The organism is Hyella patelloides LEGE 07179, assembly GCF_900659865.1.
Lineage (GTDB): Bacteria > Cyanobacteriota > Cyanobacteriia > Cyanobacteriales > Xenococcaceae > Hyella > Hyella patelloides.
In genome coordinates, this window is sequence record NZ_LR213830.1 from 14722 (window position 1) to 29233 (window position 14512).

The 14512-nt window shown below is 38.0% G+C and carries 15 protein-coding genes; 9 read left to right on the plus strand and 6 right to left on the minus strand.

The features are described from left to right. Positions 1-343: 343 nt before the first annotated feature. Positions 344-988: a tetratricopeptide repeat protein gene (locus tag H1P_RS12275; RefSeq protein WP_144867445.1), complete on the plus strand. Its 645-nt coding sequence runs from the start codon at positions 344-346 to the stop codon at positions 986-988. 408 nt (positions 989-1396) lie between these two features. Here H1P_RS12275 and prmA read toward each other — a convergent pair whose 3' ends face one another. The 3 genes from prmA to H1P_RS12290 form a co-directional block, all read right to left on the minus strand. Then, positions 1397-2290 (minus strand): 50S ribosomal protein L11 methyltransferase, encoded by an 894-nt coding sequence (gene prmA, locus H1P_RS12280; RefSeq protein WP_144867447.1) that lies wholly within the window; start codon positions 2288-2290, stop codon positions 1397-1399. Between the two features lie 46 nt (positions 2291-2336). Continuing rightward, entirely contained in the window at positions 2337-3923 is a 1587-nt protein-coding gene (serA, locus tag H1P_RS12285; RefSeq protein WP_144867472.1) for a phosphoglycerate dehydrogenase, read from the minus strand. Positions 3924-4340: 417 nt separating this feature from the next. Then, positions 4341-4880, minus strand: coding sequence for a phycobiliprotein lyase (locus H1P_RS12290; protein ID WP_144867449.1), 540 nt, complete (start codon positions 4878-4880; stop codon positions 4341-4343). A 766-nt stretch (positions 4881-5646) separates the two neighbouring features. Between H1P_RS12290 and apcD the strand changes: the two genes are divergently transcribed. The 3 genes from apcD to H1P_RS12305 all read left to right on the plus strand — a co-directional run bounded on the left by apcD (position 5647) and on the right by H1P_RS12305 (position 8260). After that, positions 5647-6120, plus strand: coding sequence for an allophycocyanin subunit alpha-B (gene apcD, locus H1P_RS12295; RefSeq protein ID WP_144867451.1), 474 nt, complete (start codon positions 5647-5649; stop codon positions 6118-6120). Between the two features lie 143 nt (positions 6121-6263). Beyond that, entirely contained in the window at positions 6264-6749 is a 486-nt protein-coding gene (locus H1P_RS12300) for an allophycocyanin subunit beta (RefSeq protein WP_144867453.1), read from the plus strand. Positions 6750-6832: 83 nt separating this feature from the next. Continuing rightward, positions 6833-8260 carry a chlorophyll a/b binding light-harvesting protein gene (locus H1P_RS12305; RefSeq protein WP_144867455.1) on the plus strand — a complete coding sequence of 476 codons (1428 nt, stop codon included), beginning with the start codon at positions 6833-6835 and terminating at the stop codon, positions 8258-8260. A gap of 186 nt (positions 8261-8446) precedes the next feature. On the opposite strand, the gene H1P_RS38245 is transcribed toward H1P_RS12305, so the two are convergent. The 3 genes from H1P_RS38245 to H1P_RS12315 form a co-directional block, all read right to left on the minus strand. Next, on the minus strand, positions 8447-8629 hold the full coding sequence (locus tag H1P_RS38245) for a hypothetical protein (RefSeq protein ID WP_246141649.1): 183 nt from the start codon (positions 8627-8629) through the stop codon (positions 8447-8449). 4 nt (positions 8630-8633) lie between these two features. Then, positions 8634-8930 carry a chemotaxis protein CheB gene (locus H1P_RS38250; RefSeq protein ID WP_246141651.1) on the minus strand — a complete coding sequence of 99 codons (297 nt, stop codon included), beginning with the start codon at positions 8928-8930 and terminating at the stop codon, positions 8634-8636. 337 nt (positions 8931-9267) lie between these two features. After that, entirely contained in the window at positions 9268-9924 is a 657-nt protein-coding gene (locus tag H1P_RS12315) for a HEAT repeat domain-containing protein (protein WP_144867456.1), read from the minus strand. Positions 9925-10370: 446 nt separating this feature from the next. On the opposite strand from H1P_RS12315, the gene H1P_RS12320 reads away from it, so the two are divergent. The 5 genes from H1P_RS12320 to H1P_RS12340 all read left to right on the plus strand — a co-directional run bounded on the left by H1P_RS12320 (position 10371) and on the right by H1P_RS12340 (position 14217). Further along, positions 10371-10946 carry a globin family protein gene (locus H1P_RS12320; protein ID WP_186375945.1) on the plus strand — a complete coding sequence of 192 codons (576 nt, stop codon included), beginning with the start codon at positions 10371-10373 and terminating at the stop codon, positions 10944-10946. A 409-nt stretch (positions 10947-11355) separates the two neighbouring features. Continuing rightward, on the plus strand, positions 11356-12279 hold the full coding sequence (locus H1P_RS12325; RefSeq protein WP_144867460.1) for an NAD(+) kinase: 924 nt from the start codon (positions 11356-11358) through the stop codon (positions 12277-12279). A 114-nt stretch (positions 12280-12393) separates the two neighbouring features. Continuing rightward, a complete protein-coding gene (gene nblR, locus H1P_RS12330) occupies positions 12394-13074 on the plus strand; it encodes a response regulator transcription factor NblR (RefSeq protein WP_144867462.1) in 681 nt (226 codons plus the stop codon). A gap of 76 nt (positions 13075-13150) precedes the next feature. Next, complete coding sequence (locus H1P_RS12335; protein ID WP_425461532.1) at positions 13151-13720, plus strand: DUF192 domain-containing protein; 570 nt, start codon at positions 13151-13153, stop codon at positions 13718-13720. A gap of 305 nt (positions 13721-14025) precedes the next feature. Then, on the plus strand, positions 14026-14217 hold the full coding sequence (locus H1P_RS12340; RefSeq protein WP_144867464.1) for a DUF2949 domain-containing protein: 192 nt from the start codon (positions 14026-14028) through the stop codon (positions 14215-14217). Positions 14218-14512 lie beyond the last annotated feature (295 nt).

Sequence of the window (14512 nt, forward strand, 5' to 3'; positions counted from 1 at the left end):
TGTAATTAGAGCGAAACTCAAAAAACTCAAAAAAGCATCTTTTTTTGGCTGCTATTTACAGTTACGAAACAATTAGCTGGTAATTTTTATGATTTAGCCAAACTTGTTTTTTGTAACCTTTTTTTTGCCATATTTCGGTAAAATATCAATATTCTTACAACAGTAATCTTGTCTATTTTGCTAATGTATAAATCGGAAATATCTCAAAATAATCTCAAGTTAGGTTAAGTTTTAGTGACTTATCTGGGAATATTGATCTTTAGTTACGCTTTTTAACATTTGGCTTAACTAACAGCAACTATTTTAAATAAATCGTCTTTGACTCAGACTGGTATTGAAAACTATGAATATCGACTATTTAGATAAGGCTAACGAGCAGTTTCATAACAAAAATTATCAGGCTGCTCTAGAAAACTACGATCTAGCGATTCGGCACTGTCCAAGCATCCCAGAAGCTTATTATAGCCGTGGTTTAGTCAAAAGAATTTTAGGGAATCATCGCGAAGCAGTCCAAGATTTATCTATTGCAACAATTTTGAATCCGAAGATGGTTTTAGCTTATTACTATCGGGGAGTTTCTTATTATGAAGTAGGAGATTTTCCTTATGCTATTGCTAATTATAATCATGCTATTTTTTTGGATTCTAAATTAGCTAATGCCTATTATCATCGAGCTATTATCTATGGAGAATTAGGTCATGTTTCTCGAGCAATTAAAGATTTTAAATATGCAGCTTCTTTAGCTAAAGAACAAAAGAATAATTATCTTTATAAAAGAGCAAAACACGCCCAGAGTTCAGCCAAAAAACTTAAAGGTAGTAACAGTTACAATAAGACTTTATTGGGTATTTTTAAAATTGGTTTGTTAATTACAGTTGTCGGTATTACTATTGGTAATCTTAAGTATATCAACAACAAATTAAATGAGGGAGAAATAGATAAGACTTCAATTCTAGAACATTTTAGAACGAATAACGAACAGTTATGAGATATCCTAGTTCAGCCTGTAAAACCTCAAATTACCAAGGGTTTGTTCTAAATTACAACAATCAGTTTCAAAGGATAGTCTAAAAAGATTGTTACAGAACAACTATTAAAAAGATAAATATCTTTCTCGATATTGAGTATATTTTGGCTCTCAATTGAAGAAAATTAAGTAGAACTTGTAAATGGTTAAATATCACCCTGCCAAGAACGAAATTTTTCAAGAAATTAAGGTGAGCGCACACACTTAAGTATTGCAATACATTTTATACACTGTATTTTCAGTAAAATTAACTATGACTGGGGAAATTATCCCAGTTTTTTTATATCTATTCAAAATCAAATTAAAGCATCTATTCCCTAAATGTCGTTGTCTAACTATCATGACAATAGTTTGCAACCTATATATGTTTTAATATTCAGAGCGTCTAATGTTAAAACAACACCATTCTTGGCGTTTCCATAAAGCTGCTACAGTCCAACCATTACTTTCTACAAGATCGGCGATTTGATTGGCTTGTTCTAGAAGAATTCCGCTTAAAATTGCCCAACTTTTATCATGAGTGATGGTATTGAAGTGAGGAAATAATTGGACTATGATATCTGCCAAAATATTACACAATATACCATCGTAAGTAGTTTCTAATTTAGTTAGTTCTGAAATACTACCTTCTCTAACTATTAAACGTTTTTGCTCGATATCATTTAACTGACAGTTACTACGACAGGTTTTAATCGCTAAAGAGTCGGTATCTACCGCAGCTACTTCTTTAGCCCCTAAAAGCATTGCACCAATAGAGAGAATACCCGAACCACAACCAATATCGGCGATCGCTAAAGTTTCAGCTTCTTCATAAAAACGCATTTCTAGTGACTCTAAGCATAACTGGGTAGTAGGATGAGTTCCCGTACCAAAAGCAGCCCCAGGATCGAGACGAAGCAATAGTCTTTCTGGATTTTGAGGGATATCTAACCAAGCAGGATATATCAAAAAGCGATCGCCAATTTTTTGCGGTTGCCAATATTGTTTCCAGCCACTAGCCCAGTCTTCTTCACTAATTAGCTGCCAACTTACTTCAGGGGCTGTTGCTTCAACTGAGATGGCATCTTCTTTCAACCATAAGGTTAAAGCCGATAAATCTAGGGGTTTAATTTTTATGTCTGGAATATAGGCTTTAACCACATAAGATGTATCTTCTGCTTGAGTAGATGTTCCCGAACAACCAAAGCTATCTAGTCGCCAAAAAACTGATTCTTCCAGAATCGGATCGCAGACGACGATTATCTCCCACCAGCAATTGGACATTTAGTTCTCCCGATCTTGGAGTTTGTGACTGCTATTAATTAGGTGTTTAAGATAGCTTAACAGTATAGGCATCAGTAATACCAGATACCTTAGTAATTTCGTCCAAAATACCTTCTGGTAAAGGATCGTCTAGACTCAATACCATTACAGCATCACCTCGGACAATTTTTCTTCCCACTTGCATACTAGCGATATTGACGTTGTAACTACCAAGCAAAGAACCGATATTGCCAATAATTCCTGGCATATCACGGTGTAGGGTAAACAACATATAGCCAGCAGGAGGAACATTAATGGGAAAATCATCTAAGTTGGTAATGCGAATTTCGCTGTCACCAAGTAATGCGCCCATAACAGAATGCTTTCCTTTAGAGCCTTCAGCTTCTAAATATAGCGAACCCCCAGAATAATCACTGTCAGAAGCATCTTTAGTCTCGATAACCCGAATACCTCTTTCTTCTGCTTCTATGCTGGCATTAACATAGTTAACTCGTTCTCTGAGGGCTTGAGAAAGTAAACCTTTAAGTGCGCCAATAACAATTGGTTGACTATCTTGACTGGCTAACTCTCCTTGAAGGCGTACAGTGAGTTGCTCGATTCTACCCCCTGCTAACTGTCCTACCATGTTACCTAGAGTTTCTGCCAAACTGAGGTAAGGACGCATTTTTTCCATCACATCAGGATTTAGCCCTGGAATGTTAACCGCAGAGCGAGCAGGTAAGCCCAATAGAACGTCTCTAATTTGCTCTGCTACATCTACCGCGACGTTTACCTGTGCTTCTTCTGTAGATGCTCCTAAATGGGGCGTTAAAACGGTATTAGGACCAAGTTCTGTGAGGGGAGATTCTCCTAGAGGTTCATTTGCATAAACATCTAGGGCTGCTCCGCCAATTTTATTTTCTTTGAGAGCTTCTGCGATCGCAGATTCATCTATAATACCACCACGGGCGCAGTTAACAATTCGCACAGTGGGTTTCATCGTAGCTAGAGATTCGGCATTGATTAGATTAGCTGTTTCTGTAGTTTTGGGAATATGTAACGTAATGTAGTCTGATTCTTGGAACAGTAAGTCTAAATCCACCAGACGACAGTGCAAACGTTCTGCTCTTTCATTGGAAACAAAAGGATCGTAAGCAATTAACTTCATTCCCATAGCTCTGGCTACGGTAGCTACGTGTGCGCCAATTTTTCCTAAACCAACTACACCTAAAGTCTTTTTATAAACTTCATTGCCGATAAATTTTTTCCGTTCCCATTTGCCTGCTTTAACCGATTGATTGGCAGCAGGAATTTGACGAGATAAAGATAATATCATTGCCAGAGCGTGTTCCGCAGCAGCGATCGTATTACCTTCGGGAGAATTAACTACTACAATACCTTGTCTGGTAGCAGCAGCAACATCAATGTTATCGACTCCTACCCCAGCACGTCCAATAATTTTCAGGCTTTTACCTGCTTCGATTACCTCTTTGGTGACTTTTGTTCCCGAACGTAGCATTAAAGCATCGTATTCAGGAATAATCTTGACTAATTCTTCTAGAGGTAGCTTAGTTTCTACGTCTACTTGTGCTACTTGGGATAAAATCTCTATCCCAGCTTGGTCTATTGGATCGGAGACAAGCACCTTTGCCATTGTCATTCCCTCTATTACTCCTTGCAGTAAAAAGATACACTAAACCCTAACACCATGAGCTAGCTTTATGAGAATTTTTTTACTCGTTTTTATATTGTAGAGAGGAGTAGTATTTTTTTGTTGGTTAATGGTTAATGGTTAGTGATTTGTGATTTGTGGAGATCTCTTATTAATGAAGTGCTTTTGTGTTTAATCGTCTTCAATTACTCACTCAATTGTATAAAGACAATTTTGCTTGCAGCGATCGCTAAATTTTCGATATTTTTGATGTGGCAAACTGTTTTGCTAACTACATTATATATAAATAAATAACAAGCGATCGCTCAATTAAATTTATGCGATCGCTACTGTATCAAACAAAATATGGCTAATGATCTTTTACTGTTGTAGAAATCACTACTAACAACTAACAACCAACTACTTAATCCTAGTTTCTAAATATTGTCCAATAGTAATTTCTTTTTGAGCGCGAGAAATTATTGTTTGTCTGGTGCGATAGTTCTGCCCTACTAATTTTACTTCTTCTTCAAACACTGAGTTGTTGTATTCAGTGCGTAAACACAAAGTATCGGGGTTAGTAAAAGAGCAAATCGCAATGATCGGCTTATCAGTAGCAAAACCGCGATCGCGATATAGCTGATTTCCCGCTATTCCAAAGATAGTAGAACCTTCAGAGGCTTTACGGTTGCGATTGGTATAGTTACTCGACCAAGCCACTTTTGTCCCACAAACCAAAATATTGGGTTGTTCTAGCTGATGTAATTGGGCTAACTCTAGTAATTCTGGCGTACCTTGTTCTAAGTACTCAACGGTTAAAATGCTTTCTACTTCTTGAGGCTCTGTCTCTTGATTCAGCATATAGTAGCGTCGCTGGGATTTCCATTTGCCTTGGGATCGCTGAAAGTAATTAACAGCTAAAGATTCTACCCTGGTATTTATTGAGTTTGTGGATATCATTCAGAGGTAACCTCATTGATTTTAAATCACACTTTTGGTTCTTTGTAAAGTGTAGTCATTTTCTATATACATTTCTTAATATAGCACGGGAGTAATTTCCCTGATTGTTCATCAAAAACAATTTTTGTTTAACCCTTTTGAGCAAAAAAAATTTAGGGATTGCCTCATGGTGGTATAATTTCCCATTTTAGCGATCGCGCAGTGCCAGGCTTCACCATTAGATTATTAGCAGATACAAGCAATATGGTACTTACAGAAGGATAGAAGTATCATAATCTACTAATTTTATTGATCATTATTTATTTAAACTGATTGGTTAATTATTGATTGATAAAAATTCATTATTCACTAGAGAGATAGCTCAAAAAATGTTTTATAAAACTTAACTTTAAATACTTTGTTAAGTATAAATAACTTTAAGTAAAAGCCTTGATTTGAGAAAAATACTGAAAATAAAAAGAACTTGGCAATTTTTATTCTTTATTAAACTCCTAACATAAGCATTAATTTATGTTAAGAAAAGCTTGAGATATGATAATCTAAAACTAGAAATGTTTAGAAACTAATACAGAGCTAAAAAAGAAGCGATTGGTAATAGAATTTTTTCCATGAAGAAGATTGGACATTTTCTATGAAAAAGATTTTAATCTTTTGCTTCTTTGATAGATCAAAAAATTATTTTTTAGAAATTACTCTGTTTAGAATTTTAATTCCAAATGGGAATTTTCCGAGCAAAAATAGAATCGATTTAGAGGAGAATTTGTCAATGAGTATTGTGGCTAAAGTAATTGCTCAATCAGATATTTCTGAGCGATTTTTAAGTAGTGCTGAGTTAACTCAGCTTCAAGATTTTTTTAACAAAGGTAGTGTACGTATTAGTGCTGCCCAAAAATTGGCAGCTAACGAACAGAAAATTGTTGACCAAGGCAGCAAGCAGTTCTGGAATCAGTGCCCCAATACCCCTAGCAACAGTGGTAATGCGCAAAAAACAGGCTTATGCCAACGGGATCAAGGGTGGTACATTCGCTTAGTCAGTTATTGCATTTTGGCTGGTAATTCTAAGCCTCTAGAAGACATTGGACTGGATGGTATGCGCGAGATGTATATCTCTCTAGGAGTTCCCCTCGCTAATCTAAAGGTAGCAATGGGCTGCTTAAAGTCAGTTGCGATGGGTCTATTAAGTTCCGAGGAAGCTGCCATAGCTGGTCCTTATTTCGATCAACTGATACGTGCCTTTTAAGAGATATCACTTTGAAACTTCTTGAGAACTTGGTTCAAGCCTAGAAAGGAATCACAAATTCCTGGCTCTGAGGCGAGACAAGATTCAAGATACAAGAGCATATTTTTTCTGTACTTAACTTCGTATTAAAATAATAAACAGCCATGCAAGACACAATTACTTCCCTCATTAACCCTGCTGATGAAAAGGGGCAATATCTTGAAGGTAATGAACTAGACAAGCTCAAGCAATACTTTCAAACTGGTACTTTACGCGTTAAAGCAGCTAATCAGATTGGGTCGAGTGCTGACAGTGTTATCAGTGAATCAGTGGAAAAAAGCCTACTATATGGAGATATTACACTCCCTGGTGGCAATATGTACCCCACAAGACGCTATGCAGCTTGTCTACGTGATTTAACCTACTTTTTGCGTTATGCCACTTATGCCATGCTAGCAGCAGACATCTCCATCTTGGATGAGCGAGTTCTCAATGGCTTAAAGGACACCTACTCATCTCTTGGAGTTCCTATTGAGCCAACAATTCAGGCTCTCCAGGCTATGAAAGAAGTAGTGACTCAGCGGGTGGGTACTGAAGCAGGTCAAGAAATGGATGTCTATCTCGATCACATCATTAATGGTCTGAGATAGATTCTAAAAATCTTCCCCAAAAGCCTACCCTCACTTACGGGTGGGCTTACTTGAAAAATCACTGCTGAAGTCAAACTATTACTATGTACGCTTCTAATGAAACCCAGGAGCAATATCCCTGGTGGTCGGGAAATGCCCGATTTATAGACTTATCTAACACGTTTATTGTGGCTCACGTTGCTCAAGCTGCTCTGATTATGTTGTGGGCTGGGGCATTTACCTTATTTGAGTTAGCCGTCTATTCCCCTGATGAGCCACTATACACTCAAGGACTAATTTTGTTACCGCATCTGGCGACTGAAGGGTGGGGCATAGGTTCAGGAGGAACAATTGTCAATACTTACCCTTGGTTTGCAATCGGCGTAATCCATATTGTTGCAGCGGTCGTATTAGCAGGTGGAGCCTATTTTCATCGTAATCGGCTACCATCTAGCTTGGCGATGGCTTCGGAAAAAGCTGCTAAATTTCATTTTGAATGGCAAGATGCTCCCAAGCTGGGCTTTATCTTAGGACATCACCTGGTCATTTTAGGTTTAGGTGCGTTGTTGCTTGTTGTCAAAGCACAATTCTTTGGTGGTCTTTATGATGCCAATTTAGATCAAGTGCGCATAGTCACGTCTCCGACCCTAGATCCAGCAACCATTTGGGATTATAAAACCCATCTGTTTGATGTCAACAGCTTGGAAGATCTGGTGGGCGGACATATTTATGTAGCCGTGTTGCTTATCGCAGGCGGTGCTTGGCATATCCTGATACCACCCTTTAAGTGGGTTGAGCGAGTCTTCATTTTTTCAGGGGATGGTATCTTGTCTTATTCCTTGTTTGGCATTGCCTTGGCGGGATTTGCTGCATCTTATTACTGTGGCTTTGATACACTGTCCTATCCAGAGAAATTTTATGGGCCCACTTTAGAATTGAAGTCATTTTTGCCACGCTATTTTGAGTCTCAACCAACCCTCGCCGAAGGTTATACCGTCCGTACTTGGTTGGCTAATACTCATTTTTACTTGGCATTTTTCTTCTTACAAGGAAGCTTATGGCATTTTCAGCGAGCAATGGGCCTTGATATCAGCAAGGTGCTAAAAAACTGGCAGCAGAATATGATGTTAGTAAGTAACAATCCGCAGTTAGCGTATCAGCAGCCAATAAAGTCACAGCCTCAACCTTTTCCGTTGCTACAATACGGAATGCCTCAAGCTGAATCTCAACCCTACCTGAAACAAAAACAACCCTTTGACGACTATTTTTATCGTCCGTCTCAGGGAATTGAGCAACCTACCTTGACAACGATTAATGGGGTTGAGAATACACTGTATCAAACCACTTATCAAACTCAAAAATATAGCTTCTATCAATCTTCTAAGCAGTCAAAGGCTAAGGCAATGTTTGGATATGGTAGTAATAGCTCGGCGCAACTGTACGAACAGCCTAAGACCAGGACTAAAGCGTCGGCTTATTCCCAACCAATTGAAACAGTGTTTTATGAACCCAAACATAATCGCAACTCATAAGGAAAAACTCATATTTCTGAAGTAGCAACCTCAGAGACGAAAAAGAATAACTAGGCTAGGTAGTTAATACTGTTAAATTAAAGATTCAACTATCTCAGGCTTAGTTAGGTTGAGATAAGCTCCTGTCTCGATCGTGGAGCTTGTCTAGCCCGCCAATGTCAAGGTAAGTTGTTTCTCATCATCGTATCAATTGGAGATCGCGCTATGTTTGCCATCTGCCCCTATACAGTAGGTAAGGAGATTATTTTCAGTAGATTCTACATTCAGAAAATCTGGCGGTGAAATAATACATTGATAAATTAGTTCGGCTAGTTCGGCAACAGGAAGAACTTGATTGACTACTTCAGTGGGGATCGCATTGAACGGCATCCCGTCAAACTCTGCTGTTTCGGTATCTTGAACTAAAAGCGACTCCCCCTGCTTCGTTAATCGCTCTTAAGCCATAAATTCCATCGCTGCCTGTCCCCGATAAAATTACCCCAATTGCCTTTTCATGATAGTTTTTAGCTAGAGAAGCAAAGAATAAGTCGATAGGGAAATTAGTACCAATTCTCAAAAGTAACTGGAGACTTAAATATGAAAGTAAAATAATGATAAAAGCCGATGTCAGGAATTTCCAAAATTGCGGTCTGCCTCTGGCAGCAATGCGCGATCGCTGAAACTGCGTCAAATTTAAAATCTTTGATGAAGAAGCAAAAAAATGCTTTAAGTTATGCTAAAGTTCAAGCCCTATATTTGCTACTGAAATATATCTGAAAAATATTTCACCACAAAAATATCGCCTTTTAAAATATAAATTGATTTTATCGCTAAATTACAATTGCTTTAATAAACTTAGATCTATATTAAATACGAATTGAATTTGAATCCAAAATAATTAAGATATAGCCTTTCTTCTGAGTCATAGCTCAATTCAGCAACACCAAATTGTATCGATGATTAGTAGCAGTGTATGTTCCTAATTCCCCATCATTAATCACCAACAGTGCGCTTTCCTAATTCTTCGATCAAACCAAGCTATTCAAAACTGCGCCTACAACTTTATGGTTGGGGTCTTCCTTAAGCTTATTGAGAGCTTCTTTAGCTCTAGAATCGTCAAATTTACCCAAAGCAGTAGCGACTCTTAAACGAATGCGCCATGATTCGTCATCTACCAAAGATAATAGTTTTTCTAATGCGGGTGCTTGTTTATCTGTATTGCCAAGAACACCCAAACAATCGATAGAAGACGACCTCACGCTTAAATCATCTCCTGCAACACCAATCAGAGCCACTTCCAATAATTCTGCGGGACAATTTAACTCGGCTAAAGCAGCCAAAATGCTACGACGAATTAACCAATGGTCGTCTTGTTCAAACATAAGTCTTAGATGAGAAACAGAAACCTCACCATAATAAGAAAGAGAATTTGCAGCCTCGGCACGAACATTAGGGTCACGGTCGAACTTCATCATCTCTAGTAATCGCGCAAAAGATTCTGCATTTTGCTTTCTTCCCAAACCCATAGCCACAAAAGAGCGAACTAGAAACTCTCGATCGTTCATTTGAGCAATCAAAAGAGGGATAGCGACTTCTGCATCATAACTGCGTAACTCCAAAACAGCTTTCATGCGCTTTTGGGGGTCGGAATCTTCTAAATAGGTTTTAATTAAATTGATATCCATAATTGCTGATAATTTAAAAAGAGTCAGAGATTACTCCGCCGTACAACGACGGAGCCTGCTCTGACCGTTGGTCAGAATAAAGAAGATATGAAGTCAGGAAAGTATTGAGAGCCAAAGCTAAAGCTAAATATTAAACTCTATAGCTTGCTGTAGAAGGGATCGAGCCAATAAAATAAGTGCTTTTTATAGCCATGCTCATTTTGATTACTTACCACTGATTCTTTATGCCAAAAAAACCAAGGTTTTTCCTTTACCTTACTTTACAATATCCCCGATCGCGACTAGGCTTTGGGAGGATATTTGACGGGAGGAAATGCTCTCGGCGTGATGAGCAGTCTTGCGACAGTTCTCTGGGTCGGGAAACCCTTCTGCAAGACTGTCGCGCTATTCCACAGCGAGTGTTGACAGTAAGACAGATATCTCATTATTAAATAGCGATCGCAATTATGTTAAGTGAGAAAGCCAAAGAACTAATAAAAAAGTCTCATATTGTAAGCTTTGAAGGTTGGGAAAAGACTTATCCCTCAGAAATAGTCACTATTTTCCAACAAGCCGATAATGAAGGTCGTTATCTGACAGATGAAGACATACTGCGAATCACTAAGATTGCTCCTCATTTAGCAACTTCTTTAAAACAAGCTCAAATACTTAGAGATGATGTCACAGAAATTGTCAACAGTTCCAGAGCAGAAGTATTAGCAACTTTCTCTCAAATTATAGAACCAGGAGGCGGGCTTTACCCTCCGATGAGAGCAGAAGCTTGTTGGCGAGATTTTTGGCATTTTTTACGCTGTATTACCTATGGCATAGCTGGACAATCTACTAACTATACCAGTAAAGAAGGTCTGGGCTATATGGAAGAACTTTATCAAGAATTACAAGTTCCTCTTGATGCGATGGTATTGGGGTTAAGAAATTTAAAAGTGTTTAGTTTAAAGCAATTTACTGCTGCTGAAGCAGAAAGTCTTGCTCCTTATTTTGAACATTTAATCAGTCAGATGGAGCAGTTTTCGACTGATTAGTAGAATGATTAAACCTAGTATTCCAGAGTAATCTCTGACTGTGGCAAATAAAATGGAGTAATCTGCGATCAGGCGTAGCCTGGCACTGCGTGATCGCTATGAGAAATTGGTCGATGGAAATTTAAAATTAGTGCGTCCACCAATTGGGCTTCATGTTCCAACTTACTAACTTAAGTCCCGTTAAAACTTTTAAGAAAGAAATTAATCAACCAAATTTACCGTTAATTGCACTATCAAGGTGTTGGTATTAGAATCGCTAAATTGCGATTATTCTGACATACTCGATCTCTATCACTTGAAACCAATAACTGATAACTGTTAACTGGTAACTGGTAACTGGTAACTGATAAGATACAATCACCAAAGATTGTTAACCCTTAGCACCTATAAACAAGGATCATTTTTAATTGTGCCAAAGCCCAAAGCAGGCATTATTTATAACGACATTAAGCCTGTAGCTTGCCAAATAGCCTCAGAAATCGAATCAAAGCTAGTTGCTAGTGGTTGGGATGTCTCCTTAACCACAGGAGTTGGAGGCATTTTAGAGTATTCTTCCCCTGATAGTCCTCTGTGTCATACCCGCATTGAGCAGCTAGTACCACCTGATTTTGACGAAGATATGGTTTTTGCTATCGTTTTAGGAGGTGATGGAACGGTTTTATCTGCTTGTCGCCAGTTAGCTCCGAGTAAAATACCTTTATTGACAGTGAATACTGGGCATATGGGTTTTTTGACAGAAACCTATGTCAATCAACTTCCCCAAGCTATTGATAGCTTATTGGCAGGAGAGTACGAAATTGAAGAGCGATCTATGTTAGCAGTCAGAGTGTTTCGGAATGATGCTTTACTGTGGGAAGCTCTTTGCCTAAATGAAATGGTTTTGCATAGAGAACCTCTTACCAGTATGTGTCATTTTGAGATTCAAATAGGTAAACACGCTCCTGTAGATATTGCAGCAGATGGCATCATAATATCTACACCCACAGGCTCTACAGCTTATTCTCTGAGTGCAGGAGGACCAGTAGTAACTCCAGAAGTACCAGTATTGCAGTTAGCACCAATTTGCCCCCATTCTTTGGCTTCTCGTGCTTTAGTCTTTAGCGATCGCGAAGTAGTTAATGTCTTTCCCGCAACTCCCAATCAAATGGTGATGATAGTAGATGGTAATGGTGGCTGTTACATTCTACCTGAAGATCGCATCAATATCACAAAGTCAAAATATAGAGCAGAATTTATTCGCTTAAAATCACCTGAATTTTTCCGTATTCTCAGAGAGAAATTAGGCTGGGGACTACCTCATATTGCCAAACCGACATCAGTGGAACTTCCCTGATCGAGAATGAACAATGAAGGGTAAAGAATTAAGTACTAAGTAGCAAGTATCAAGTAGCAAATGTTTTACTGATAACTGATTAGGTGATTAAGTTATTAGGTGATTACTAAATCGATGGCTACTGATAATTTTCGAGTTTTGTTAATAGTAGAAGATACTTTTGCTCAACAAGCCAGTTTAGATTTGCAGCAAGCTGGTTATTTCCCTGTAATAGAGCCTAATATTGATTTAGGATTACAGAAATTTATTAATATTGAGCCAGCAATGGTTATTCTTGACCGAGTATTTTCTGGTGAATTAGGAATTAAATTTTGTCATCAACTGCGGAATATGGGTAGCCGTGTTCCTGTGCTGATGTTAGTAGAAGAAGAAACTATAGAAGAAAGGTTGGCTTGTTTAGAAGCTGGAGCGGATGATTATTTACTTAAACCCTACAATAAAGATTATTTGCTAAACTTAGCTCGTTTGTACCTCGAACCTGCTCAAGAGCCAAAAGAACAATTACGTTTTGGGGAGTTAATTCTCGATTTAGCAACTCGTCAAATAATCAGAAACGAGCAAACTATTGATTTGACAATGAAAGAGTTTGAGCTTCTTAAGTACTTAATGTCAAACCCAGGAAAAGTTCTAACCAGAGAAGAAATTATTGAAAACGTCTGGGGATATGATTATCGAGGAGAATCAAATGTAATAGAGGTATACATTCGCTATTTAAGAATTAAAGTTGAACTAAAAGGGCAAAAAAGACTGATTCAGACTGTTCGTGGTGTAGGCTATGTTTTGAAAGAGTCTTAGTCATGTAAAGGATGAGTGATAAGGGATGAAAAAGTAGTAGGTACTGGTAAAAGAGCAAAAGATGAAGTCAAAACTAATGTTGACAAAAAATATAACGATTAAAAAAGAAAATAACCACAAAAATTTTTACACTATTTTGTTTTTAATTTGGTTGCTTTGTAGTTCTTGTGGCATGATAGTTTCTCAAGATAGTCTACAAATTGCTCAAGCAAAAGAAACGACAACTCAAGATCGGAATCAAGGTCAAGTGTTACCTATCACTGCTCAAGCTCTGATCGAAGAAGAAACTATCGATTTAGAAGTCGCACAAACTCCCGAACAACAAGCTATGGGGTTAATGTTTCGTGATGCGTTACCAGATAATAGAGGGATGTTTTTCCCTTTGGGAGAAGCGAGAATTGCTCGCTTTTGGATGAATAATGTTCCTGTGGCTTTAGATATGATTTTTATTAAAGAAGGTCAAATTATGGCGATCGCAGGCTCGGTTCCTCCCTGTACTACTAAACCAGAAGATTGTCCCCTTTATGGGCCTGATACCGTTGTCGATGGTGTAATCGAACTCAGAGCAGGAAGAGCCAAAGAGCTAGGATTGGCTGCGGGAGACTTTATTGAAATCAAATATTTAGATACTTTGCAACAAAACTAAGCAATAGTTAAGATTTTTACTTAATTTTTAATTTCAAACTACCAAAAATTGCTACCCTGTCTTTATGTGAGAGTGCATATTTTCTTGTGAAGTTTTGGGCATATACTATATATTCCAATTTTTGAATCATTTTTAGCAGAACATGATGATTTTGTTAATGTGTGATTTAAAACACTGGCAATCAATTGTTCAACCTGAATAATGAGAAAAGTCTTTCAAAAGATAGTGGTTTTCAACCTTTAGTACCAACTATATGTAAGACAAGCAGATAAAAATAACTAATAAATAATAGGGGGTTGCTAATCGTGACAAGCTCCATTTACAACAACTTTATTCAATTTCTCGAAGATGACTTGGCTATGCCGAAAGATGCTCTAGCTATAGTTCAAAAAGCTGTAGACAAAAATGTTGAGCCTGTACCCATGATCTTATGGCAATATGGCTTAGTTACTTTAGAAGAGCTAGATCGTATTTATGATTGGCTGGAAACAGCGTAATCTTTGGTTAACAAAAAGAGTTAACTTAAAGCGAAGTAGAAGAGATAGATAAAGTAGGAGAAAAAATAGTATCGAATTGAGGGGCGAACAAGTGTTTGCTCCTCTAAATTTTTGTCTGTTTAATCTAAGTTTGTCTCATACTATAGCCGTACAAAATTAGATTAGCGGTGCGCGGGGATGGGGAGACTTCAACCAACCATAGACAACTGTTGGCAGCAAAATCTCAAACCAGAAAAGTCTCCCCTATCCACCCCCGCGCCGACGTAAGTGCGCGACCGAAGGAAGTCCTTTAGGG